This window comes from Shewanella sp. 1180_01 (assembly GCF_052850535.1).
Window position 1 is genome coordinate 101,274 of the sequence record NZ_VXCT01000004.1, and the last position, 24,953, is coordinate 126,226.

At 46.3% G+C, this 24,953-nt stretch carries 19 protein-coding genes; 12 read left to right on the forward strand and 7 right to left on the reverse strand.

Features of this window, described 5'->3' with window-relative positions; translation table 11 throughout:
* Positions 1-315: 315 nt before the first annotated feature.
* The 3 genes from FW758_RS04370 to cmoA are packed head-to-tail and all read right to left on the reverse strand — an operon-like array spanning position 316 to position 2,832.
* Positions 316-1,074: a putative ATP-dependent zinc protease gene (locus tag FW758_RS04370; protein WP_446444736.1), complete on the reverse strand. Its 759-nt coding sequence runs from the start codon at positions 1,072-1,074 to the stop codon at positions 316-318.
* Between the two features lie 34 nt (positions 1,075-1,108).
* Positions 1,109-2,104, reverse strand: coding sequence for a tRNA 5-methoxyuridine(34)/uridine 5-oxyacetic acid(34) synthase CmoB (gene cmoB, locus FW758_RS04375; protein WP_446444737.1), 996 nt, complete (start codon positions 2,102-2,104; stop codon positions 1,109-1,111).
* Entirely contained in the window at positions 2,101-2,832 is a 732-nt protein-coding gene (gene cmoA, locus FW758_RS04380) for a carboxy-S-adenosyl-L-methionine synthase CmoA (protein ID WP_006081747.1), read from the reverse strand. Before cmoA ends, cmoB begins: the two co-directional genes overlap by 4 nt.
* A gap of 150 nt (positions 2,833-2,982) precedes the next feature.
* Between cmoA and FW758_RS04385 the strand changes: the two genes are divergently transcribed.
* From FW758_RS04385 to FW758_RS04435, 11 genes are all read left to right on the forward strand, one after another.
* Positions 2,983-5,793: a transporter substrate-binding domain-containing protein gene (locus tag FW758_RS04385; RefSeq protein WP_446444738.1), complete on the forward strand. Its 2,811-nt coding sequence runs from the start codon at positions 2,983-2,985 to the stop codon at positions 5,791-5,793.
* A 184-nt stretch (positions 5,794-5,977) separates the two neighbouring features.
* A complete protein-coding gene (gene aspS, locus FW758_RS04390; protein ID WP_446444739.1) occupies positions 5,978-7,756 on the forward strand; it encodes an aspartate--tRNA ligase in 1,779 nt (592 codons plus the stop codon).
* 309 nt (positions 7,757-8,065) lie between these two features.
* Positions 8,066-8,812, forward strand: a complete 747-nt coding sequence (locus FW758_RS04395; protein ID WP_446444740.1) for a YebC/PmpR family DNA-binding transcriptional regulator — start codon at positions 8,066-8,068, stop codon at positions 8,810-8,812.
* Positions 8,813-8,932: 120 nt separating this feature from the next.
* Positions 8,933-9,454, forward strand: a complete 522-nt coding sequence (gene ruvC / locus FW758_RS04400) for a crossover junction endodeoxyribonuclease RuvC (RefSeq protein WP_006081743.1) — start codon at positions 8,933-8,935, stop codon at positions 9,452-9,454.
* On the forward strand, positions 9,451-10,068 hold the full coding sequence (ruvA, locus tag FW758_RS04405) for a Holliday junction branch migration protein RuvA (RefSeq protein WP_446444741.1): 618 nt from the start codon (positions 9,451-9,453) through the stop codon (positions 10,066-10,068). Before ruvC ends, ruvA begins: the two co-directional genes overlap by 4 nt.
* A 47-nt stretch (positions 10,069-10,115) precedes the next feature.
* Positions 10,116-11,120: a Holliday junction branch migration DNA helicase RuvB gene (gene ruvB / locus FW758_RS04410; protein WP_006081741.1), complete on the forward strand. Its 1,005-nt coding sequence runs from the start codon at positions 10,116-10,118 to the stop codon at positions 11,118-11,120.
* A 1,005-nt stretch (positions 11,121-12,125) separates the two neighbouring features.
* Positions 12,126-14,687, forward strand: a complete 2,562-nt coding sequence (locus FW758_RS04415) for a TonB-dependent receptor plug domain-containing protein (RefSeq protein WP_446444742.1) — start codon at positions 12,126-12,128, stop codon at positions 14,685-14,687.
* 261 nt (positions 14,688-14,948) lie between these two features.
* On the forward strand, positions 14,949-15,629 hold the full coding sequence (locus tag FW758_RS04420; RefSeq protein ID WP_446444743.1) for a response regulator transcription factor: 681 nt from the start codon (positions 14,949-14,951) through the stop codon (positions 15,627-15,629).
* Between the two features lie 224 nt (positions 15,630-15,853).
* Entirely contained in the window at positions 15,854-16,981 is a 1,128-nt protein-coding gene (locus tag FW758_RS04425; protein ID WP_446444744.1) for a M14 family metallopeptidase, read from the forward strand.
* Positions 16,982-16,993: 12 nt separating this feature from the next.
* Positions 16,994-17,311 carry a zinc ribbon domain-containing protein gene (locus FW758_RS04430; protein WP_446444745.1) on the forward strand — a complete coding sequence of 106 codons (318 nt, stop codon included), beginning with the start codon at positions 16,994-16,996 and terminating at the stop codon, positions 17,309-17,311.
* Positions 17,308-17,589: a YeaC family protein gene (locus tag FW758_RS04435; protein WP_006081736.1), complete on the forward strand. Its 282-nt coding sequence runs from the start codon at positions 17,308-17,310 to the stop codon at positions 17,587-17,589. The genes FW758_RS04430 and FW758_RS04435 overlap by 4 nt, the downstream gene beginning before the upstream one ends.
* A gap of 252 nt (positions 17,590-17,841) precedes the next feature.
* Here FW758_RS04435 and ansA read toward each other — a convergent pair whose 3' ends face one another.
* Positions 17,842-18,855: an asparaginase gene (gene ansA / locus FW758_RS04440; RefSeq protein WP_126491866.1), complete on the reverse strand. Its 1,014-nt coding sequence runs from the start codon at positions 18,853-18,855 to the stop codon at positions 17,842-17,844.
* Between the two features lie 137 nt (positions 18,856-18,992).
* On the reverse strand, positions 18,993-20,840 hold the full coding sequence (sppA, locus tag FW758_RS04445; protein WP_012587585.1) for a signal peptide peptidase SppA: 1,848 nt from the start codon (positions 20,838-20,840) through the stop codon (positions 18,993-18,995).
* 165 nt (positions 20,841-21,005) lie between these two features.
* On the opposite strand from sppA, the gene FW758_RS04450 reads away from it, so the two are divergent.
* Complete coding sequence (locus tag FW758_RS04450) at positions 21,006-23,024, forward strand: oxidoreductase (protein ID WP_446444746.1); 2,019 nt, start codon at positions 21,006-21,008, stop codon at positions 23,022-23,024.
* Between the two features lie 301 nt (positions 23,025-23,325).
* Here FW758_RS04450 and yfaE read toward each other — a convergent pair whose 3' ends face one another.
* Both yfaE and nrdB read right to left on the reverse strand, forming a co-directional pair.
* Positions 23,326-23,748, reverse strand: coding sequence for a class I ribonucleotide reductase maintenance protein YfaE (gene yfaE, locus FW758_RS04455; protein ID WP_446444759.1), 423 nt, complete (start codon positions 23,746-23,748; stop codon positions 23,326-23,328).
* 37 nt (positions 23,749-23,785) lie between these two features.
* On the reverse strand, positions 23,786-24,916 hold the full coding sequence (nrdB, locus tag FW758_RS04460; RefSeq protein ID WP_446444747.1) for a class Ia ribonucleoside-diphosphate reductase subunit beta: 1,131 nt from the start codon (positions 24,914-24,916) through the stop codon (positions 23,786-23,788).
* Positions 24,917-24,953 lie beyond the last annotated feature (37 nt).

Below are 24,953 nucleotides of genomic sequence, written 5' to 3' on the forward strand. Positions count from 1 at the left end.
TTGTTAGGACAACTTAGTGTTTGGCCACCTAGTGCTGTGTCTACTCAGTGTTATGTCAACGCGGGATTGTCTATTAAAAAACAGATGTGATTGTTACGAGTGTGATTGTCACTAGTGTGATAGTCACGACGCCTGCGTTGGCTGAGCTATTTTTTTGCGTGTTAAGTTGCCGAATATTAATATTTTTAAGCTGTTGTTGTGAACGGTGAATTTGAGCGGCGGCGTGACTGATAAAAAGCTGATACAAAGTCAACGCCTGACGCTTAGCTTTGACATTCATCGCTGTTGGTTCTCACGCCTCTTGAGTTCGGCCATTTAGTTCAAAGCGTGCTCACTGCGCGAGGTCACTTGGTGTGTTACTTTGCCGTGGACATAACGTTGACTGACATCGACTACGGCAATGTCTTTCATAAACTTGCGTCCAAGTAGTAACGGATAATCGAGGTGGCTGCGGTCGGTGAGGTTGAGATCGGTTTCTGCAGCATATTGACCAATTTTAAGATGCGCGTGGATCACAGGGCGGCGATCTTCTTTCTCGCTCGCATCTTGTTTAATGCGGACAAAGCGCACGACTTTGGCCTCAAACTGTTGTGGCGGAGTGTTTGCCCCCTGAGTGAATACCTCAAACCGTACCCATTGATTACCATCGCGCTCAAAAAGGGTGATATTGCGCGCATCGAGAGAGGAAGACTCGGCGCCCGTATCGATTCGGGTGGCAAAATAAGTGTTGAGTTCATCCACAAACACGCTTTCGACTTCACCTAAGATAAACTTGTCACCTAAGGGCGTGCGGGCGCATTGTTTGGGCACGGCAACGGTTTTAGCTTTGGGTGTTTCTAGACTCGCGACTTGCTGTTGTAGTCGCTGCACTTGCTCGTGCAGTTGCACGAGAGGCGCGGTATCTTGAGGTTGACATCGCTGATTGATGACCTCAATCAGCGAGTCTTGTTGCTGGGCTAAACGGGTATTGAATGTGGCAGCATCTACGGGAACTGTGGCATGGGTGGTCGGTTCTGTTATTGCACATCCCCCAAGAGTGGTGGCAATGACAATAGCGAGCAGCTGCTTAAGCATAGTGCTTCCTGTTAGCGGTAAATCTTATATTAGATCAACTGATTAAATCCTGATTAGGCTGGTTCTTCACCGCGATAATCGTGGCGCGTTTGGGCGCAGGATAACCTTCAACCGTTTTGGTGATGTCGTTAGGATCCAAGTACTCAACCAGTGACTCGTTGCGCATCCAATCGGTACGGCGTTGCTCTGCAAGGGCAGTGACATCGGTATCGACACAACGTATGTCGGTGAAATCACACTTCTTTAACCAGAGCATCAGCGCGGCAACGGACGGAATGAACCATACATTATTCATTTTGCCATATCTATCTTGAGGCACGAGTACGGCGTTTTCGTCGCCATCTATCACTAATGTTTCTAACACTAGTTCACCACCGGTGCGCAACTGATCACGCAGTTGTAACAAGTGATCGATAGGCGAACGTCTGTGATACAAAACGCCCATGGAGAAAACGGTGTCGAATGCATCAAGCGGTGGCAACTCTTCAATGCCAAGAGGCAACAGGTGCACAGGGTGATGTGTGCCCGCTAACCGTTTTACCGCCTCAAATTGACATAAAAACAACGGCGAAGGGTCGATACCGACGACACGTTTGGCACCTGAGCCCAACATGCGCCACATGTGATAACCACTGCCGCAACCGACATCGAGCACAGTACGGTTTTTCAGTGGTGAAATATGCTGCTTCACGCGATCCCATTTCCAGTCACTGCGCCATTCGGTATCGATATGGATGCCATGAATGTGGAAGGGGCCTTTACGCCATGGCATAAACAGGCGCAGTAGGTTCTCTAGCTTCTCTTTTTCGCCAGAGCTAAGTTGCTCGCCGCTACCGACGGTCACGCTATCGACAAAATCCACTTGGTCGGGTGCAGGATAGTGCAGCTTGTTGAGCACTTTTTCCCACTTTGGCAAGTTGCCGTGTTTATGATCCCGTTGCCACTTGCCTAAAATGCTCGGCAGGGTTTCGAGCCAGTGTTGTAGATTTGAATCGGCGATTTGTTGGTAAAACGAGCTAAAGCTGATCACTTGATGGCCACCATAGAAGCAAAATTAAAGCATTGAAACCAGAGACTAAAGTGACTGAAGCCTTGGCTGGTTAGGCGTTGTTGATGCGTGGTTAAGGTGTCAGGCTTCATGACATTTTCCAGCGCACTGCGTTTTTGGCTGATCTCAAGTTCGCTGTAACCATTAGCGCGTTTAAAGTCTAAATGCTGTTCTTCCAATAGGGTTTGGATCGGGGCATCTTCGAAGCGAATTTTTTCAGATAGCACTAAAATCCCGCCAGGGTTTAGACCTTGATAAATCTTGGCTATTAGGGTTTCTCTGTCTTCTGGTGGTAAAAATTGCAAGGTAAAATTGAGTACCACCAGTGAGGCATTTTGAATATCGATATCGCGAATATCTCCGCAAACCAGATCGACGTCCGTATCGCTGACATAGGCATTCAGGTTCTCTTGGCAGCGTGCAACCATAGATTCACTGTTATCCACGGCGATAATGCGGCATTGACGGCCTTGGATTTGGCGACGAATACTTAAGGTCGCGGCGCCGAGTGAGCAACCCAAATCGTAAATTTGAGTATTTGGCATGACGAAACGATCTGCAAAATCGCCTATGGTATTGATAATTTGCGTATATCCAGGCACGGAGCGGCGGATCATGTCACTGAACACGCCTGCTACACGGTTATCAAACTGGAAATCGCTAATATGCTCGCTCGCTTGAGCGTAGATAGTGTCTTGAGAAACGTTCATCTGAGATTTTTCATGGGAATTCAACCCAGCATTTTAACGAATCCGAGCGATTAGCAGCAAGTCTCATACTGGTAATTTGCGATAAATTTTTGTCTAATACGCCATAGATAACAAAATCGTTACATGTACATCAAGTACTAAGGGCTCAACTTGAAGTTTGTGATCCACTTAATTGTGATCTTGTGCAGCTGTGTTTTGAGTATGACAGGGCAGGCAAGTCCATTGCCCGACGAGCCATTAATTGTGGTGATGGGGGAAGATAGCTTTCCTTATCAATATGTCGACAACGACGGCGAGCCGACCGGACTACTGGTCGATTTATGGAAAGAGTGGGCGAAACAAAGCCATACCCAAGTGGTTCTTGTGGCGCGCCACTGGCACGAATCCCTTGATCAACTGCGGCAAGGTAAGGCGCAAGTGCATATCGGCATGGGGAAAACCCCAGAGCGTGAGCAAGAGTTCGACTTTGCTGAGCCCATCGCCGATGTCGGCACCTTTTTGTATCTGCATAAATCCCTGCAGGGTAAAAAGTCCATTAAAGAACTCATTCCCTTTCAAATTGGTGTGGTGGCGGCTTCATCCCACGAGGCGGAATTGCACCGTATCGAACCGCAACTCGTGTTTAAACGCTACGAAAGTCGTGAGAAATTACTCGCTGGGGTCGCCGCTGGTGAGATTATGGTGTTTGCGGGCCTAGAAGGTTATTTGAAAGATCCCGCTTCATCCCAAGAGGTTGCTGCGAATTATCCCAATACGGCGCGAATCCAAATTAAGGCGATGCAATTTGTTCCTGCAGTGAAAAAGGGCAATCTTGATTTAGTTGACAGGATCAATAAAGGTTTCACCGCGCTCGACCCGCACTTTATCCAACAAACAGAGCGACGATGGCTTGGCTACCAACGTCAACAAGCTGGGATTGTTATTTCCATGCAACTGGGCGCCGAGCCTTTTGTGGACTTAGGTGTTGATGGTTTACCCCATGGCTTGTATGTGGACATGTGGCAATTGTGGTCCGAGAAGACCGGTATCGCCGTTGATTTTATTTCTGGCGATATGAACTCCAGTGTGGATGACGTGCGCCGAGGTCTTGCCGATGCGCACATTGGTTATCCAGAGAGTGATGATGTCAAAACTGGGCTTAATCGGGCTTGGCACTTATATACGGTTAAGAGCCGCTTGTTTCTCTTTCAGCAGCAGTTGACCGATTTAGACAGCTTAAAGGGTAAACGTATTGGTGTGGTGCCGACGGCGCCTTATCTGGTTGAGTTACGTAAAGCCTTACCCCAAGTGGCACTGCGCTATTACGATAATATGGATGCCATGGTCGCGGGCGCAAGATCGGGCGAGATTGTCGGCTTTGTGGCTTCGGGTGCATGGACATCCCATTATTTACTGCTCAATAAAGGCTGGTCTGACTTTAGCCAGTACCCCGATCTCGAATTTAGCACCAACATTTATGTGCTGACTCGCAGTGATGATCCTGGTCTGACGCAGCGGATCGCCAATGGATTTAAAAGTATTAGCAATCAAGAGTTTGCCGATATTGAAAATAAATGGATGCTTAATCCCAAAGATCATGTTTTTACCCAAGCTGAGCGCCACGTCAGCCTAAGCCCTGCAGAACAGGCCTATGTGGAAAGTGTAGGTGAGCTTAAAGTGGGTTATTTAAAGCAGTGGCCGCCGATGGAGTTTATGGATGAGCAGGGCGAGTTTGCGGGGATAAACAGCGATATCGTCAAATTACTCAAGGAACAGCTCAAACTTAAGCTCACGCCCGTTGCCTTTGATGATTGGCATTCGTTAATCGACGCACTGCAAAAGGGTGAGGTAAGTTTAGCCGGCAGTGTCGCCCAAACGGCAGAGCGCCAGCAGCGTTTAGCGTTTAGTGAGGCATATTGGCCATCGCCGTGGGCATTAGTGTCGCAATTGGAGCAAGTCTCGGTATTCAATATCGCCCAGCTCGCAGGACAAAGGGTAGCTGTGGTCGAGGGCTATCATTTGGTGGCGCAATTGATGAGTCTGGAACCTTCGCTCAAGTTAGTGATAGTGCCAAATACGCAGGCGGGATTGGCGGCGGTGACGAATGGCAATGCGGATGTGTTTATCGATAAAGTGGTGACGTTGGCCTCCGAACTTAAAACCAGCCACTACCCGACGCTGAAAATGTCGCTGCTGAGTGATCTTGCCGATCAGCATAGCCATATTGGTGTTTATCCTCAGTTTGCGCCGCTGGTGCCACTGATTAACAAAGCCTTAGTCTTGATTGATGCTCAGCATCAGCAGCAAATTTATGCGCGTTGGGTGTCATTTTCTGTCGCGACAGAGAGCGCTAAATATCTGCAATGGCTGCGTTATATCGTATTTGGCGTGATAATCTTGTGCTCAGTGATGGTGGCCGTGTTGTTAGTGAATCGCCGCTTAAATCGTGAGATCACCCAGCGACTCGTCGCTGAAAAACGTTTGCAGCATGTGGCGAACCACGATGCTTTGACTCAGTTACCGAACCGCGCCTTGCTTGATGACAGATTAGCCCAAGCTTTATTGTCCCATCAGCGCGAGCAAGCGCATTTTGCCTTGCTATTTATCGATCTGGATGGGTTTAAACAAATCAATGATCAACACGGTCATCCCATTGGCGATGAATTGCTGGTACAGGTCGCCCAAAAGTTAACCAAAGTTATCCGTGGCTCAGATACCGTGGCGCGATTTGGCGGCGATGAGTTTGTTATCCTGCTAAATCGTGTGCAAGATCTCGATGCTGCAACCCAAGTTGCTGATAATATTCTACAGGCACTGTCGAGCCCTTTGCTTATTCAAGGCGTCAGTGTCAGCATAGCGGTCAGTATGGGTGTGGTGATTTACCCCCGCGATGGTGATACCGCGATAGGCTTATTGAAAAAAGCCGATCAACTGATGTACCAAGCAAAAAGTTGCGGCGGGCGTTGTTATCGCTCAGCTTGATGTTTTTTTGAACGCTCATGCTCAGATAGTGCGTTCGCCTCTAGTCAAGGGCGTAAAACTGTTTGATACTTCACCGCCTAAGTGTGAAGTACTTTGGTAATCGGCATTATTTTACTATAATGCCGCTTTTATCTCGTTTTGATTATTTCCAAAGCACCGGTTTCCGGATAAAGGATAGAGTTAGATGCGCAGTCATTATTGTGGAGACGTCAATAAGTCTCACGTTGGGCAAGAAGTTACCTTGGTAGGTTGGGTTAATCGTAGCCGTGATTTGGGTGGCGTTGTCTTTTTAGATTTAAGAGACAGAGAAGGTCTGATCCAAGTGGTCTATGATCCAGACTTACCTGAGGTGTTCAATGTCGCCAGCACGCTGCGCGCCGAATTTTGCGTTCAGGTTAAAGGCCTAGTTCGCGCCCGTCCTGACAGCCAAGTCAATGGTCAAATGAAGACGGGTGAAATTGAAGTCTTAGGCCAAGCCTTGACTATAATCAACGCTGCCGATCCACTGCCATTGAGCATGGATAACTACCAGAACAACAGCGAAGAGCAACGTCTTAAATATCGTTACTTAGATTTACGTCGTCCAGAAATGGCGCAGCGATTAATTTTCCGCGCTAAAGTGACCAGTTCTGTGCGTCGTTTCCTCGACTCAAACGGTTTCTTAGACATAGAAACACCGATCCTGACTAAGGCAACCCCAGAAGGTGCCCGCGATTATTTAGTACCAAGCCGTACTTATAAAGGTCAGTTCTTTGCCTTGCCACAATCGCCACAGCTGTTTAAACAGTTGCTGATGATGTCAGGCTTTGATCGTTACTATCAAATCGTAAAATGCTTCCGTGATGAAGATTTACGTGCCGACCGTCAGCCAGAATTTACCCAAATCGATATCGAAACGTCTTTCATGAGCTCTGAGCAAGTGATGGCGAAAACCGAAGAGATGATGCGCGGTCTGTTCCTTGAAATGCTGAACGTCGATCTGGGCGAGTTCCCACGCATGACCTACAACGAAGCGATGCGTCGTTTCGGTTCCGATAAGCCCGATTTACGTAACCCTTTAGAGCTGGTGGACATTGCCGATTTACTCAAAGAAGTGGAATTTGCGGTATTCTCAGGCCCTGCTAACGATGAAGAAGGTCGTGTTGCCGCACTGCGTATTCCAGGCGGCGCTGCACTGTCTCGTAAGCAAATCGATGATTACACTAAGTTTGTTAGCATATATGGCGCTAAAGGCTTAGCGTGGATGAAGATTAATGACCTAAGCCTTGGCTTAGAAGGCATTCAATCACCTGTGCTGAAATTCTTAAACGAAAGCATAGTCAATGAAATCGTGAGCCGCACTGGCGCACAAACTGGCGACATTATCCTGTTTGGTGCTGATCAAGCGACTGTGGTTGCCGAATCCATGGGCGCACTGCGTCTTAAAGCGGGCGAAGACTTTGATTTACTTGAAGGTCAATGGCGTCCACTGTGGGTGGTTGACTTCCCGATGTTTGAGAAGATCAACGGCAGCTTCCACGCGGTTCACCATCCATTTACCGCACCGCGTGGCGTAACCGCAGCAGAACTTGAAGCTAACCCAGCCAATCGCGTTTCTGATGCTTACGATATGGTATTAAACGGCTGCGAATTAGGCGGTGGTTCAGTGCGTATCCACAACCAAGAAATGCAGTCTGCGGTATTCCGTATTCTGGGTATTACCGACGAAGAAGCTAAAGAGAAGTTCGGCTTCCTGTTAGAAGCGCTGCGTTACGGTACTCCGCCACATGCAGGTTTAGCGTTTGGTTTAGACCGCATCATCATGCTGATGACGGGCGCAAGCTCAATACGCGATGTGATGGCGTTTCCGAAAACGACTACTGCCGCTTGCCCGCTGACTAACGCACCTGGATTTGCTAATCCACAGCAGTTAGCTGAACTTGGCATTGCCGTGGTTGAGAAAGCCGTTAAAACGGAAGACTGATCTTTCGTAAGAAGGACTTTTGTAAATTGATCTTATGCAAATCGACCTTATTCAAGTCGACGTTGTGTAACTCGTTTTGTGAAAGGCGATTGGCATTAGTCGATTGGCGTTAGTCTATTAGCATTAGTCCTTATCAGTTATTTTTAGTCGTACCGAAGACCGAGGCGCAAGCCTCGGTCTGTTTTAGTGAACCGTCATTTCTTTGCTTATCAATATCTGTTAGTTCAATTCTAAATAGCCGTTATTCAATCCATTACACCTCGGCTCTTGATAAGCTATGCGATGACACCTCAGTTAAGGAGACTTCCCATGGCAGGTCACAGTAAATGGGCCAACATTAAGCACCGTAAAGCGGCTCAAGATGCTAAACGCGGTAAACTCTTTACTAAATTCATTCGCGAATTAACCGTCGCAGCCCGTGAAGGCGGTTCAGATCCCGATTCAAATCCACGATTACGTGTCGCCATTGATAAAGCACTTGGCGGCAATATGACCCGCGATACGGTTGAGCGCGCGATTAAACGCGGCGCCGGTGAGTTGGAAGGTCAGCAACTCGAAACCATTCTCTATGAAGGTTATGGCCCAGGCGGCACCGCTGTGATGGTCGAAACCATGACGGACAATCGTAATCGGACTGTGAGCGGTGTGCGCAATGCATTTAGTAAATCGGGCGGTAACTTAGGCACGGATGGGTCGGTTTCTTATCTGTTCACTAAGCGTGGGGTGTTATCCTATGCGCCGGGAACCGATGAAGATGCATTGATGGAAGCGGCGCTTGAAGCGGGTGCGGAAGATATCGTCAGCTATGATGATGGCGCGATGGACGTCTTCACCGATCCCGTTGATTTCTATATTGTGAAAGATGCGCTCGATAAAGCGAGTTTTGTGGCAGATAACGCTGAAATCGCTATGATAGCCTCGACGAAAGCTGAGCTTGATCTAGACACCGCCGAAAAATTTATGCGCCTTATCGATACCCTTGAAGATCATGACGATGTGCAAGAAGTGTATCATAATGCGGAAATCTCCGATGACGTGATGGCAAGCCTAGGTTAGATTGACTGTGAGCTGGATTTGGGCGTCAATCTTGACCAATTTCAGCTCGCACACGCTAACCTAGAACACTCGCTAATCCAGGAACTGAGACGAACATTCAGATCCCATATAAGGCATTAAATGGCAATTATTTTAGGTGTTGACCCAGGTTCACGGATCACAGGCTACGGGGTGATCCAATGTCAGGGACGGCATCAGATTTACCTCGGCAGTGGCTGTATTCGCACTTCGTCTGAAGAGCTTCCTGGTAGGCTCAAGCAAATTTTTGATGGGATCACTGAAATTATTCGTCAGTATCAACCGGACGAATTTGCGATTGAACGGGTGTTTATGGCAAAAAATGCCGATTCTGCGCTCAAGTTAGGCCAAGCACGCGGCGCGGCCATTGTCGCCGCCACGGTCGCCAATCTACCTGTGGCGGAATACAGTGCGACTCAAATTAAAAGTGCAGTCGTTGGTACGGGGCGAGCACAGAAAGCCCAAGTACAGCACATGATCCAACAACTACTTAAATTACCCGCAGCCCCACAAGCTGACGCCGCAGATGCACTCGGTGTTGCTGTGTGTCATTATCACACTAGCCAGAGTTTAATTGCATTGAGTGGCCGGGCAACGGCAAGAACATACGGACGGTACAGATGATAGGTCGTTTACGGGGCGTGCTCGTTGAGAAACAAGCACCAGAAATTTTGATCGATGTTAATGGTGTGGGTTACGAGTTGCAGATGCCGCTTACTAGCTTTTATGAGCTGCCTGAAGTTAATCATGAAACTATGGTCTACACCCACTTTGTGGTACGTGAAGATGCACAGCTTCTCTATGGTTTTATCACTAAGCAGGAAAGGGCGTTATTTCGCTTACTGATCAAGACCAATGGTGTAGGTCCCAAGCTTGCACTGACCATTTTATCTGGTATGACTGCAGGTGAGTTTGTCGGTTGTGTTGAGCGTGATGACATAGTGACCTTAGTGAAATTACCGGGTGTTGGCAAGAAAACCGCCGAGCGGTTACTGGTAGAAATGCGCGATAAGCTCAAGAGCTTGATGGAAGCCTCCGCAGGTTCAGAGCGCGAGTTCGTACTGCAATCTAATTACTCACTCGCGCCGACAGTTAATAGCGCCGAAGAAGATGCCATTTCAGCTTTGATTTCGCTGGGTTATAAACCGCCGCAGGCGAGTAAATCAGTTTCTGCAGCCTACAAAGAGGGCATGGATTCAGAGACACTGATCAAAGCTGCCCTTAAGTCGATGCTTTAATTGAATAATGATGATAATTAAGATGAAAGCTGCGAGAAGGAAGAACAATGATTGAGGCAGACAGACTCATCCAGCCGCAGATCCAAGCTCAAGATGAATCCATCGACAGGGCAATGCGCCCTAAAATGCTCGATGAATACACGGGCCAAGATGACACGCGGGCGCAGCTTAAGGTGTTTATTCAAGCGGCGAAGAATCGTAATGAAGCCTTAGACCATATGTTGATCTACGGCCCGCCAGGATTGGGTAAAACCACCTTGGCTATGATTGTGGCAAACGAGATGGGAGTGAACATTAAGTCCACCTCGGGCCCTGTGCTTGAAAAAGCGGGGGATCTCGCCGCGCTTCTGACCAATCTTGAATCCGGTGATGTGTTATTCATCGATGAAATCCACAGATTAAGCCCTGTGGTAGAAGAGATTTTGTATCCTGCTATGGAAGATTATCAGCTGGATATCATGATAGGTGAAGGACCTGCGGCGCGTTCTATCAAGCTTGATTTACCGCCGTTCACTCTAGTGGGTGCTACAACACGGGCAGGGGCGTTAACCTCACCACTGCGGGCGCGTTTTGGGATCCCGTTGCGGCTTGAGTTCTATAACATCAAAGATTTAAGCACCATAGTCACGCGTTCGGCGCAGGTAATGGAACTGGATATTGATGCCGAAGGTGCATTTGAAATTGCGCGCCGTTCACGCGGCACACCGCGAATAGCCAACCGATTGCTGCGCCGCGTGCGGGATTACGCGCAGGTGAAGCATGATGGCGCAGTCACCAAGTTTGTGGCCGAACACGCTTTAGACTTATTAGATGTGGATAGTGAAGGTTTCGATTATATGGACCGCAAGCTATTACTGGCTATTATCGACAAGTTTATGGGCGGACCCGTTGGGCTGGATAACTTAGCCGCGGCCATAGGTGAAGAACGTGAAACCATCGAAGATGTGTTAGAACCTTTCTTGATCCAACAAGGGTTTATCCAACGTACGCCCCGCGGCCGAATTGCAACCGCACGGGCATACCAGCATTTTGAGTTGATCAAACCCGAATAGCCATCTGCTTGATAATACCGATAATGAAAGGCGACCTAAGTGGTCGCTTTTTTATGGGTGAAATTTACCTTTGCGTACAATTTGGGTGAAGTAAAAGCGCACTTTAGCAAATCGAATGATGTTTAATCTGGCGTTAAATGTAGGGGCTTTTATGAGTTGATAGCTACTCACACCTCATTATTAAGTTGTATCAACACTCAAAAGTTTAACGGCTTTTATAGCTCACTATTTAGATATTGTTAATAGCTTTTATATAGAAATCTATATATTTATAGCCAATTAGTGTTCGCCTATATTTATTAACAAATATATCTATATAGTGTATTTATTGAGCGTAATCCTGAGTTTTTCACTATTTAGATTGATTTTTTTCTCTGAGATTAACTTAATTTAACAAATTTGATTTAGGCCATTAAATCCTCAAAATAATAGTCGCTACAGTTACTCTTCGCTAGGTTTAGCGTGCTGAATAATTTGTAACGTTATTGTTGGAATTTTATTGGCGACCTTACTCACTATGCATAAATAACACAATTGATGCTGATTGTATCTGTTGTTACATGCTGATTTAGTGAGATTATCTTAATTATTCTGGCTTTTCACTAGTTACTTACAACCTTTTTTATGCAGTTTAAGTGGTGGTTAATCAGTGTTTCATTCCAACCAAAAGCTCTCGTTGCACATGTTAAGTGTGATCTCTATCACACTTTTGCACGCTAAGAATGTTTCATAAAAGTAACTCATTAACAGTGCTAATCACTTATTAATTGTCATCATTAAGACTTAACTTCTGATAAATTATACCACTTAAGTTTTATCGAAAATAAAAACCATCAAATAAAACAAGTTAACTCATATTTATTAACACTAATTTTTAATTGGTTAATATTTTGAGTGTTGACGGAGTTAAAGTGAATCCTCAGTATCGAGTGCAACACTAGTACATCAATAGTTGTACAAGCTGTAAGCATAAAAATAATAGTAAGATCTAGGGAGCATTCATACATGATCAAAAGAACCAAAGTAGCGTCGGCTATTAACTTAGCTATCGTTGCATCTATCACTTCTGGTGCATTTGTAACGTCAAGCGCATTTGCAGCGGAAGAAAAAGCAAAAGTTGAACGTATTGAAGTCACGGGTTCACGCATTCAGCGCCAAGATATGGAAACAGCTTCTCCTGTGACCGTTATTGATGCTGCTGCGATTAAAGCGGAAGGTTTTACTTCTGTTGACCAAATGCTACAAGTACAAACATCTATGGCGGGTGCAGCCGTGGGTTCAAGCACTAACAACGGTGCAGATGGCGTCGCGCAAGTTGATTTACGTGGCATGGGGTCACAGCGCACGCTTGTATTACTGAACGGTCGCCGTATGGTGAACTCAGGTTCTGGTGCTGATAGTGCAGTGGATTTGAACTCAATCCCTGTGGCTATGATCGCACGTGTTGAAATTCTGAAAGATGGCGCTTCAGCGGTTTATGGTTCAGATGCCATTGCCGGTGTTGTGAACATTATCACTAAGAAAGACTTTGAAGGTTTTCAGCTCGATTTTAACGGCAGTGGCACTGATAAAGGTGACGGTGAGAGTGGTGATGTAAGTACATTATATGGTTTCAACACAGAGGGTGGTAACTACACCTTTGGTGCTGCTTATGCTGACCGTCGTGGTGTTATCCAAGGTGATCGAGATTGGTATGACCCACTCGATAATACGAGTTCAATTATTCCAACTGGTGCATTAAACCAGAAGGTTATTGATGCAAATGGTAATTGGGTTAACAGAGCCACAGGTTATGATTATTCGAATGACGTTTACTTCCAAACGCCAAGCGAACGCCGTAGCTTATTTGCAAATATGACACAAGAGTTAGGTAATGATGTGGTACTAACCGCGGATGCTATCTATACCAATCGTCGTTCAAACCAACAGCTTGCGGCACAGCCTGCGCAAATCAAATTAAATGTTTGTGGCGACCCAAGAGTGACAGATCCAACTGCTGGTTGCCTTAATCTTGACCAAAGCATGGTTGATGCAGGGATTAAAGCTGACGCTCGCGGACAAGTGCAATATAACAGACGTATGAATGATGTTGGACCTCGTGTTTACAGCCAAGATACTGATACTTGGCGTTTATCTGGTGGATTAGCGGGTTCTTTGGATGTTCATACTGGTATGAACTGGAATGTGGACTACACATTTGGTAAGAACGAGGCTAAAACTGGTGTTGATAACTCAATTAACGCAACATTAATGGCTGCTTCTATTTATGCAGACCCATATGCGTGGTTTGAAGGTTCTCCACTGACGAATGAGATGAAGGACGTTTCTTATGACGAGAAATCAACTGGCGGCAATGAACAACAAACTTTGTCTGCAGGTTTGAATGGTGAACTTTTCGATTTAAGTGCAGGCGCAGTGGGTTTTGCAATCGGCGCTGAATACCGCCGTGAGAGTGGTTTTTTTAATCCTGATCCAGTAGTTGTCGCTGGTGATAGTACTGCTGCTCAGCAAGATCCAACAAGTGGTAACTATAACGTTATCTCTATCTTCCAAGAAGTGAGTGTGCCTTTTACCGAGAAATTAACCGGTGAATTTGCACTGCGTTTAGATGATTACTCAACATTTGGTAAAGCTACAACGTGGAAAATTGGTTTGACTTATGTAGCATCTGATGAACTTATGTTGCGTACCGTTGCTGCTACAGGCTTCCGTGCGCCAAGTGTTGCTGAATTATATGGTGGTAATTCAGGTTCCTTTGATTATTTAACTAACCCTTGGTTACCTCTGAATGAACAAACAGGACAGATTCTAGTTAACCGCACATCAGATAAAGATCTAAAACCTGAAGAATCTGAATCATATACTGCTGGTTTAGTTTACTCACCAAGCTATATCGATGGCATGTCTCTGACTTTAGACTACTGGCGTTTCAAAGTAACTGATGCTATTGCTCGTGCAGATGTTCAAGTCGGTTTAGATGCTTGTCATAAAGGTGATGCTGAAGCATGTAGCACATTCAATATTACTGCCGATGGTGATTTGTTTAATTTAACGAGCGCATTAACAAACGTTGGATCACAGGATACTAGTGGTATTGATTTCAACTTAGCTTATAGCTTTGCATTGTTTGGGTTAGACTGGAAAGTCAGCAATGACACCACATATCTCATCAATTATGAGCAAGATGGTGAAAACTATACTGGCACTATCGATGGGAACTTCGGTGCTTACTCTCGTGTTCGTAACAACTTCAGCATTTCTGCGGGTCAAGATGATTGGAGTGTAATGTACTTCAACCGCTATATCCGTTCTATGAATGATAATTACACTGACTATGATGTGAATGATGAACCATTTGCTGCGGTAAGAGGTGTTGATTCTATTCTGTATCACAATATTTCAGGGACTTATCACGTAAATGACAGCACCACAGTTAGCTTAGGTGTTAAGAACTTTACTGACGAGAAGCCTCTATACGTTACTAACGGTAGTGATGCAGGTACAGTTCCTGAAGTGTACGACACCATTGGCCGTACTATTTACGGTGGTGTAACGGTTAAGTTCTAAGCTAAGTTAATACTCTTAGTGTTTAAAAAGCGCCTTAGGGCGCTTTTTTATTGCGAAATGGAACCAGACACAGATTTTTGAGTGGTTAACCATCATTTAACTCATCACTTTTAAATAGCCAATTTTCGTTTAATTTTCCCTAAATTTCGTATTTTGTTCACAGTTTTCAACATCACACTTCTTAACGAATGTAATAGGTCTAGAGTCATCTCGATTCGCATGGTAATATAAATGATATAGATTCTCGTTTGGGTTTTAAGGATGAGTAAAATACTCTTAGTCGATGATGATCCCTTGTTTAGTGTGTGGTTGGCCGATGCCTTGGGCACACAAGGGCATGAAGTTGCATGTGCAGTAAATGGTTTTGATGGTTTGGCATGCATTGAAAGCTTTGCACCTGACATCATAGTGCTTGATTTAGTCATGCCACAAATGAATGGTTTTGAGCTGTTAAAAGCGCGGGAATGCTCAACGCCGGTATTGATGATATCAGCACGGGATAATGAAGACGATCGCATCACAGGTTATGAATTGGGGGCCGATGATTTTTTGAGTAAACCATTTAGCATCAAAGAGCTATTTGTTCGCTTACGTGCTTTAGAGCGGCGTCTTTGTTCTCGTCAATCTCAATCGCCGCAAATAGCGACTGTGGCGGCGAAAGTGATTAACTTTGATGATATGAGTTATAGGATCACCATTGGCACACGGTATGTAGATTTGACTCAAACCGAATTTAAATTATTTAAATATCTGTTTGAAAGAAAAGGTCAAGTCATCACGAAACAAGAGTTGCAGCGCTCAGTATTACAAAAAGATCTGGGCCGATTTGACCGCAATCTTGATATGCACATTAGTAACACTCGCCGTAAATTAGCCAACATCAGCTTGCCGCGTAACTTAATCAATACAGTGCGAGGCCAAGGTTATAGTTTTATGGCTTAACACCATCGTTTACTACCTCGTTAACGGCTAAGTTTGACGGATGTTTGGCGTGAAACTTGGTCAATAAAAGGTCGACTGCAACTGCCTTGACTGAATTTACTGGCTTTCGTTTTCCCCTTGGGATGTTTTGGTTTATCCTATCGGCCATATAATAAAATATGCCGCGTGCTATCAGTCGCGTGCCATTAACAGCCCTTAGTTTTAACAACCTATTAGGAATCATTATGCGGATCAGTGCCAACTTTGATGGCGGAAATATCCAAGTCGTCAATCTTGATAATAAAGACGATATTCAACTTGCTATTCGTCCCGATGCGGGCGGCGAGTTTTATCAATGGTTCAATTTTCGATTCGAAGGTGAGGTGGGTAACCATTACACCTTAAATATCATCAACGCGGGGACGGCTTCCTATACCAAGGGATGGGAAGACTATCAAGCAGTAGCCAGTTACGACCGTCAGCATTGGTTCCGTATTCCTACACAGTATAAAGACAGCAAACTGAGCATTAGCTTAGAGCTGGATTGCGATGCGATTCAAATCGCTTACTTTGCGCCATACAGCTATGAGCGTCACTTAGATTTACTCAGCAGCGCCCAGTTACACCCAGATGTCAATTTAGAGCATTTGGGCCTGACCTTAGATGGCCGCGATATTACCCTGATGAAAGTAGGGAATGGCGATCCTTCTAAACGCAATATTTGGATCACCGCCAGACAACATCCGGGCGAAACCATGGCTGAATGGTTAGTCGAAGGTCTAGTGAATCGTTTACTCGATAATGATTGTCCAACAGCGAAAGCGCTGCTCGACAAAGCCAATTTCTATATAGTGCCGAACATGAATCCCGATGGCAGTGTCAGAGGCCATCTGCGCACCAATGCGATTGGGATCAATCTTAACCGCGAGTGGCAAACGCCGAGTTTAGAAAAGAGTCCAGAGGTGTACCACGTCGTCAACAAGATGCAGCAAACTGGTGTCGACTTGTTCTATGATGTCCATGGTGATGAAGGTTTACCTTATGTGTTTCTCGCAGGTTGTGAGGGCGTGCCTGCCTACAATGATAAGCTGGCGCAGCTGCAAGCGGACTTCAGTCAAGCATTAACCTTAGCCAGTGCCGATTTCCAAACTCAGTTTGGCTATGACAAAGACGAGCCTGGCCAAGCGAATCTAACGGTTGCGTCTAATTGGGTCGCTCAGACCTTCGAGTGTTTATCCAATACCCTCGAAATGCCTTTTAAAGACAATAACAATCTGGCCGATCCTTTTGTGGGTTGGTCGCCAGAGCGCAGTATTTATTTAGGTGAAGCATCGCTTATCGCCATGCTCGCCGTTGTTGATAAATTACGTTAGGGCGAGGCTGATATGGCATTAATTGAATGTCCAGTGTGTCGCAAGCGGATGTCGAGTAAGGCGCCTTCATGTCCCCATTGTCAAGCGAGCACCAATGGTAACAATGAGTCTTTATCGCGCATTAGTCATATTCAAAAGTCCAGCAGCTTAATGAATCAGAGTTTTGTTGCTATGACCTTGTTTATTGCTGGTGTGGTGATTTGGTTTTGGGGTGGTGAACCTGCCGAAGGTATGCGGGCGAATATTGCTGGAATATGCTTTGTGTTTGGTTTTGTGGGTTATCTCATCACACGAGTCAGAATCGTGTTACATAAGCGGAAAAGTGTATGACAGATATTAATCAAGTGATCGATCAAATGCCCATTGAAGTCTATGAAAGGCTTCGTAGTGCAGCAGAGCTGGGTAAGTGGGAAGATGGCACTGTGTTAAGTGAAGCGCAGCGTGAATCGACCCTGCAGGTCGTGATGTTGTATCAAGCTCGCAAGCTTGAGCAAACTGAGCATTTCACTATTGCGCCTGACGGTAAAATCAATGAATTGTCTAAAGCCGAGCTGAAAAAGCAATTCCGCGGTGAGCCGATTGCTGAGTTTAAAGTGCAGGATTTATAAATTACTCACTGACTTCAAGGTGGTTTGAGTTTGCTAAGATGTTAGGCGTGGATCTAGGACTAGCTGTTAGTGTGACGTTAATGTTGATTTAGTATCAAATAACTTCAATGTAAAAATAGCCCTCTGTAAAAGCACCGACACAAGCACTCATTTGACGTCGTTTAATCTGAGTTTAAATAAAAAAGCCCATTTTATATGGGCTTTTTTGTTGCTAGTGATTGAGTACTACGAACAGATTAAAAAGCAATATCTTTAATCTATGCTCAATTCACCGACCAAGTTTTGTAACATGGCCGCTTTTATATCCGCTGGCTGCAAATTTTTCGATAGTAAATAATGTAGTTTTGCCAAGGCCGCTTCTATGGTCATATCGGCGCCACTGATCACGCCCGCTTTAGCGAGTGCATTGCCCGTGGCGTAGCCGCCCATATTCACCTTACCTTGGAAACATTGGGTAAGATTCACCAGCACTATGCCACGCTCATCCGCTTGCCTTAAGGTTTTGAGTAAGGCAGCATCTTGCGGCGCGTTACCCACACCAAATGTTAGCAGTATGAGGGCTTTAACTGGCTGCTGCAGAATGTTCTCAAAAATCTGTGTCGAGATCCCTGGATACAAGGTCACCACACCCACAGGTTGTGGACTGATATGCGCCACTTCCAATGGGGTATCGTTGGCAACGGTGATCTTGCCTGCGCGCAGATTGATTTTGATCCCAGCTTCAAGCAGTAGCGGGAAGTTAGGCGAAGCAAAAGCATCGAAACCGTCGGCATGGGCCTTAGTCGAGCGATTACCTCGAAAGAGTTTGTTGTTGAAGAATAGACACACTTCTGCGACCGGATAATTCGCCGCAATATAGAGTGAGTTTAATAAATTGGTTTGACCGTCTGAGCGCAGCTGGGCGAGGGGTATTTGCGAACCTGTCACTATCACAGGTTTTGACAAGCCTTGCAGCATAAACGACAGCGCCGAAGCCGTGTACGCCATGGTGTCAGTGCCATGGAGGATCACAAAGCCATCGTATTTATCGTAATTAGCTTGTATATCGTCGGCGATCATCTGCCAATCGGTCGGTGCCATATTGGAAGAGTCGATAAGCGGGCAGTATTCGTGGATCACGAATGTCGGCATTTCTTCATGGTAAAACTCAGGCATAGATTGCACGCACTGAGTTAGGAATCCCGCCACAGGGACGAAGCCGTTATCGGTCTTTTGCATACCGATGGTGCCGCCTGTATAGGCAACATAAATGGATCGTTTAGTCATTCTTGTCGTTTTCTTAGCTTCAAGTGGCCGAATTATACGATTTAACTGACATAAACCCAATAAAAAAGCCCGGAGATCCGGGCTTTGTCTTTGTCATCGTCTTGAAGCTGTGAGTAGCAACCTAGACGCCGGCAGATTTAGTTCATCATGTTGCAAGTATCGCAGTAGATGTAGACGTTATTTGGATCATCAAAAGAGGTTAACGTTTTCAAGCTGCTGGTCCATTGCTGCAGCATTTGCTCTAACATCGATGATTGGCTCAGTGAGGCGGGCAGGTAGCTCGATACTGAGGCAAACATCTGTTGCATAAAGCGTTGCTCGGGTGTCAGCTCTTGTTCGATAACGCGGGTGTCAAATAGCGTCATATCCGCGAGTTTAGCGGCTTTAGCTATCGCCTCATCTAAATCACCTAGTTCATCGACTAAGCCAAGCTCAAGGGCTTTTTTACCACTCCAAACACGGCCTTGGGCAATCTTATCGACTTGTTCTATGGTCATTTTGCGTTCTTTGGCGACCAGCGAGATAAAGTCTAAATAGCCACGTTCAATATGACGTTGGATAATCGCTTCAACTTGCGGTGACAGCGTGCGCGTCACAGACAATCCCGCCCATTCCGACGTCGATACGCCATCGGTATGCACGCCTATACTGGCCAGAGAATCTTCGAAGGTGGTGATCATGCCGAAGATCCCAATCGAGCCCGTAAGCGTGGTAGGCGTTGCGAAGATGTAGTCGGCACTGGCCGAAATCCAGTAACCGCCCGATGCGGCTAAACTGCCCATACTGACGACAACAGGTTTGCCCGCTGCTTTAAGTGCCAGTAATTCTTGACGAATTTGCTCCGAGGCAAAGGCGCTACCGCCAGGGCTATCGACGCGCAGCACTAAGGCTTTAACGTGTTTATCAAAACGGGCCTTACGTAGCAGCTCGGCAGTGCTTTCGCCGCCAATTTGGCCCGCAGGTTGAGTGCCGTTCAGAATCGTACCGCTTGCGACAATAATGCCGACACTGTCTTGCTCAACAAAGCTTGGCAATGGCGTCACTAAGGTTAAATAATCATAAAAACTCACTTGCTTGAAACTGTCACCACTGCTGGCTTTGCCCACGGTCTCTAGCATGGTTTGACGAAAATCTTCCGTGGTCGCTAAGCTATCAACCCATTTCATGTTGATGGCCATTGCCGCAGAGTCACCATTGGCTTTATCGAGCTCGGCCAAATAAGTGGTTGCATCGGGTACCAGTGAGTTAGGCTCAATATTGCGATTGCCTGCGACAGTCTGGGTGTAGCTTTGCCATACATCCGCTAAAAGCGCACTGCTAGCTTCGCGAGCGGCGTCGGACATATCGTCACGCATGTAGGGTTCAACCGCAGATTTAAAAGTCCCTACGCGGAAAATATGCGCTTTAACTTTGAGTTTATCTAAGGCCGATTTGAAGTACTGGTTGTACATACTCAGGCCATCAAGCGACACGCCGCCTTGGGGATTAAGGTAAATGGTATCGGCAAAACTGGCGAGAAAATATTGATTCTGCTCGTAGTAATTGCCGATGGCGACCACTTTTTTGCCGCTTTCTTTAAAGCGGTTAAGTGCATCACCGATAGATTGCAGCTTGCTGATCCCGGCACGTTTCAAATCGGCTAGATCAAGTACTAGGGTACTAATCCTTTGATCTTGCGCGGCATTGTCAATCACATACAGCACATCGGCTAGCAGGATTTCCCCATCGGCGTTGGCATTTTGGCCTTGCTTGAATGCGGCTTCTAAGGGATCAACCTGTTGTTTCTGATCGACAATCGAGCCGGCCAGATTAAGCACCAGCGCCGAGTTGTCTTCTACTTGGATATCTTCGCTGCTGCCAATGGAGATGATAATGGCGGCTAAGATGCCAAAAAAGATCAGATTGAGGATCAGTTTACGCGTCCCGTTGAGGGTGTGCCAAATAAACAAACATATTCTCTTGAAAAACGATGGGTTAGCGGACATCTGCCACTCCTTTATAAGTCCAATCTGCCAATGCTAACTGAAAATGGCGCTACAGGCTAAACACAATTGTAAAGGATTTTGACTGATGGCCTCGATCCAACGGTTGAGCTTAGATTTGACTCAAGGTATGCTGATTTAAATCACTTGTTTTAAAAGGATGTTTGAATGTCGTTTCCCCATTTATTAGAACCCTTAGATCTGGGATTTACCCAGCTCAAAAACCGCGTGCTTATGGGCTCAATGCACACAGGTTTGGAAGAAGAAAAGGGCGGATTTGAGAAACTGGCAGCGTTCTACAAAGAACGCGCTCTGGGCGGTTTGGGTTTGATTGTGACGGGTGGTATTTCCCCTAATCTTCGTGGCCGCCTTACGCCCCATGCCTGTCAGCTGAGTTTTCCTTGGCAAGTCGGTAAGCATCGCGTGGTCACGCAGGCTGTGCATGAGGCTGGCGGTAAGATCTGTATGCAAATTTTGCATGCGGGCCGCTACGGTTATCATCCTTTTTCCCAAGCACCGAGCAAGATTAAATCACCTATTACACCTTTTACGCCGTCTGCTATGTCTAGTCGCCAAGTGCGCTCGACTATTAAGGATTACGCCAGCTCAGCCGCACTCGCCAAGAAAGCTGGTTACGATGGCGTCGAGGTCATGGGCTCTGAAGGCTATTTGATCAATCAGTTTGTCAGTGAGCGCACCAACACCCGCACCGATGAATGGGGCGGCGCGTTTGAAAAGCGCGCGCAATTCCCAATTGAGATTGTTAACGCGATACGGGCAAAGGTCGGAAAAGACTTCATCATTATCTTCCGTTTATCTATGCTCGATCTAGTGGATAACGGCTCGACTTGGGATGAAGTGGTGCAGCTCGCCCAGTGGTTAGAGCAAGCTGGCGTGTCCATTTTGAATACCGGCATTGGTTGGCATGAAGCGCGTGTACCGACCATTGCGACAAGTGTGCCCCGCGGAGCCTTTGCGTGGGTGACTGAAAAGCTCAAACAATCAGTTTCTGTGCCCTTAATTGCCACTAACCGCATTAACACCCCTGAGATTGGCGAGCAGATCATTGCCTCTGGTCAAGCTGACATGGTGTCGATGGCAAGGCCTTTCCTTGCTGATCCTGAGTTTGTGAATAAAGCCGCAGCGAACACGCCAGAGCTTATCAACACTTGCATTGGCTGTAACCAAGCGTGTCTTGACCATACTTTTGCACTTAAGCGCGCGACCTGCTTAGTGAATCCTCGTGCCTGTTATGAGACTGAAATCAACTTCTTACCCACAGCAAATAAAAAGCGTATTGCGGTGATGGGCGCAGGTCCTGCGGGCATGGCGTTCTCTGTCTATGCCGCCATGCGTGGCCATCACGTTGTCTTGTTTGAAGCGAAATCCGAGGTAGGTGGTCAGTTTAATCTCGCCCGTAAAATCCCCGGAAAAGAAGAGTTTAACGAAACTATCCGTTATTTCATCAACCAAATTAAGTTGCATAAGGTGGAGCTGAGATTAAACACTCGCCTCGATGCCAGCGTGTTGGCAACCGAAAAGTTTGATGAAGTGGTGATAGCGTCAGGCGTTGTGCCGCGTGATTTAGTCTTACCCGGCTTTGACGACCCACGCGTGGTCGATTATCAAAAAGTGCTCTCGGGTGAAGTGACAGTCGGTAATACCGTGGCCTTGATTGGTGCTGGCGGTATCGGATTTGATATGGCGCATTACTTATGTGAGCGCCAATCTAGCACGCTGAACGCTGATAAATGGCTACAACAGTGGGGCATAGATAAAACTTACCAGCATGCGGGCGGCCTAACTGAACCTCAATCCGACAATACTGACCATCGTAAGGTGTTTTTACTGCAACGTAAAACGTCGAAGATGGGCAAAGGCTTAGGTAAAACCACCGGCTGGATCCACCGTCTTGTGCTTAAGCAACATGATGTGAAGATGAAAACGGGCGTGAGTTACGATAAGTTTGATGATGCGGGACTGCATATTCGCGTGGGCGAGACCGCTGAAGTGCTGGCCGTTGATAATGTTGTGCTTTGCGCTGGACAAGAATCGAATCGCACCTTAGTGGATGAGATGAAAGCGACGGGCTTGCCTGTGCATCTGATTGGCGGCGTGGATGTCGCGGCAGAGCTTGATGCTAAGCGTGCCATCCGCCAAGGCGCTGAGCTGGCAATGCGCTTATAGAAACTCGATACGCCGTCTGCTTTAAGCGTTAAGTTTTACATTTTGGATCCTGAAAGCCTGAACCTGAGTTCAGGCTTTTTGGTTTTCCGCGGGAATGCATTGAAAATAGAGAGAAGGAAGAAGAGTGGGGTTTAATACGTTTGGTCGCTAATTGGCGCGAATTGATTAAGGCAGTATTGAAAGGGACTTTGTGTTTAACAGCTAATGCTTGTTTTAACGCCGCTTAAAGAAAAAGTGAAAGTTGTTTATTTAGAGTGGATTATTTAAAGCAGCTTATAGAGAAGTCTAATTCCTGGCGCTGTTAGTCTTCAAACACTTCTTGTTTTAACGTGCGCGTGGTGCTTGCTTCATGCTGTGTTTGCTTTGACTTAGCCAAACTGGGTTTGCTCTGACGAGGTTGACACGCATAGGTGACTACGGCAGCACCTTCAGGTGACAAGTCGAGCTCTAAATCTTCGGTAGGCACACAGCAGCAGGGCAAACATTCATCATGTTTAAGTTCGGCTAAGGGTTCGTTTAAGTAGCTGACTTTTCCGCTGATGACGCGTGTTTTGCAGGCACCGCAGAAACCGTTACGACATTCTGAGAAGATTTTGACTTTTTTGGCTTCAAGTGCTTGCAGCAAAGTGCCTTGTTGCTCTGTAAAGAGCAACACAGGTTGACCTTGAAGGCGCACGATCGGCGCCTTCGCAAACAGGTCTTGTGGCCGTTTTTTCGATGTCACTGTTGTAATGCCATTTTTAACGTCACTGTTGAGCATCTTAGAGATCGAAGTCGAGGAATTCATCGCCATCAACCGCTGAGTCTATTTGCCCGACAAGGTATGAAGACACTTCCACTTCCTGAGGCGCGACTTGCACTGCATCGCTTTCTAACCAGTTTTTCATCCAAGGTAATGGATTGGTTATTTCAGGATAAGGTTGCGGCAGGTTCACTGACTTCATTCGTTGGTTAGTAATGAATTCAACGTATTGGCAGAGGATCTGTTCATTCAAACCTATCATAGAGCCGTCTTTGAACAGGTATTTTGCCCATTCTTTTTCTTGCTCTGCGGCCTTGAAGAATAAATCAAAGGCTTCCTGTTGGCATTCTGCGGCAATTTCACCCATTTCTGGATCGTCTTTACCGCCTTGCATTATGCTTAAAATATGCTGAGTGCTGTTTAAGTGCAGTGCTTCATCACGGGCAATAAGGCGAATGATTTTCGCGTTACCTTCCATTAGCTTACGTTCAGCAAAGGCAAATGAGCAGGCAAAGCTAACATAGAAACGAATCGCTTCTAGGGCGTTGACTGACATCATGCACAGGTACAAGGCTTTTTTCAGGGTACGAGTGTTGACTATGACTTCTTTGCCATCGATAACATGGGTACCCGCGCCGAGTAAATGGAACACTTGAGTCAGTTGGATCAAGTGATCGTAGTAAGCGGCGATATCGGACGCACGGCTTAATATTTCTTTGTTCACGACGATATCGTCGAAGATCACTGAAGGATCGTTAACGATATTGCGAATGATATGGGTGTATGAGCGCGAGTGAATCGTCTCAGAGAAAGACCAGGTCTCAATCCAGGTTTCTAATTCAGGCAGTGACACGAGTGGCAAAAAGGCCACATTGGGCGAGCGACCTTGAATCGAGTCGAGTAAGGTTTGGTATTTCAGGTTCGAAATAAAGATGTGTTTTTCATGATCGGGCAATGCACCGTAGTCAATCTTATCGCGACTGACGTCTACTTCTTCCGGGCGCCAAAAGAAAGATAACTGCTTTTCTATCAGTTTTTCGAACACTTCATATTTTTGTTGATCGTAACGAGCCACGTTGACCGATTGACCTAAAAACATAGGTTCACGGGTGGCATCGTTGGGTGTTTGACAGAAGGTAGAGTAGGCCATGGTGCTATTTTCCAATGGATAGGGATCCACTTAATCG

Excerpts from the sequence above, each read along its gene's own strand:
- ansA (WP_126491866.1), bottom strand. The coding sequence starts at position 18,855 with ATGACTAAACGATCCATTTATGTTGCCTATACAGGCGGCACCATCGGT.
- ruvB (WP_006081741.1), top strand. The coding sequence starts at position 10,116 with ATGATTGAGGCAGACAGACTCATCCAGCCGCAGATCCAAGCTCAAGAT.
- sppA (WP_012587585.1), bottom strand. The coding sequence starts at position 20,840 with ATGTCCGCTAACCCATCGTTTTTCAAGAGAATATGTTTGTTTATTTGG.
- aspS (WP_446444739.1), top strand. The coding sequence starts at position 5,978 with ATGCGCAGTCATTATTGTGGAGACGTCAATAAGTCTCACGTTGGGCAA.
- FW758_RS04370 (WP_446444736.1), bottom strand. The coding sequence starts at position 1,074 with ATGCTTAAGCAGCTGCTCGCTATTGTCATTGCCACCACTCTTGGGGGA.
- cmoA (WP_006081747.1), bottom strand. The coding sequence starts at position 2,832 with ATGAACGTTTCTCAAGACACTATCTACGCTCAAGCGAGCGAGCATATT.
- ruvC (WP_006081743.1), top strand. The coding sequence starts at position 8,933 with ATGGCAATTATTTTAGGTGTTGACCCAGGTTCACGGATCACAGGCTAC.
- FW758_RS04415 (WP_446444742.1), top strand. The coding sequence starts at position 12,126 with ATGATCAAAAGAACCAAAGTAGCGTCGGCTATTAACTTAGCTATCGTT.
- FW758_RS04435 (WP_006081736.1), top strand. The coding sequence starts at position 17,308 with ATGACAGATATTAATCAAGTGATCGATCAAATGCCCATTGAAGTCTAT.
- FW758_RS04420 (WP_446444743.1), top strand. The coding sequence starts at position 14,949 with ATGAGTAAAATACTCTTAGTCGATGATGATCCCTTGTTTAGTGTGTGG.
- nrdB (WP_446444747.1), bottom strand. The coding sequence starts at position 24,916 with ATGGCCTACTCTACCTTCTGTCAAACACCCAACGATGCCACCCGTGAA.
- FW758_RS04425 (WP_446444744.1), top strand. The coding sequence starts at position 15,854 with ATGCGGATCAGTGCCAACTTTGATGGCGGAAATATCCAAGTCGTCAAT.
- FW758_RS04395 (WP_446444740.1), top strand. The coding sequence starts at position 8,066 with ATGGCAGGTCACAGTAAATGGGCCAACATTAAGCACCGTAAAGCGGCT.
- ruvA (WP_446444741.1), top strand. The coding sequence starts at position 9,451 with ATGATAGGTCGTTTACGGGGCGTGCTCGTTGAGAAACAAGCACCAGAA.
- FW758_RS04430 (WP_446444745.1), top strand. The coding sequence starts at position 16,994 with ATGGCATTAATTGAATGTCCAGTGTGTCGCAAGCGGATGTCGAGTAAG.
- FW758_RS04450 (WP_446444746.1), top strand. The coding sequence starts at position 21,006 with ATGTCGTTTCCCCATTTATTAGAACCCTTAGATCTGGGATTTACCCAG.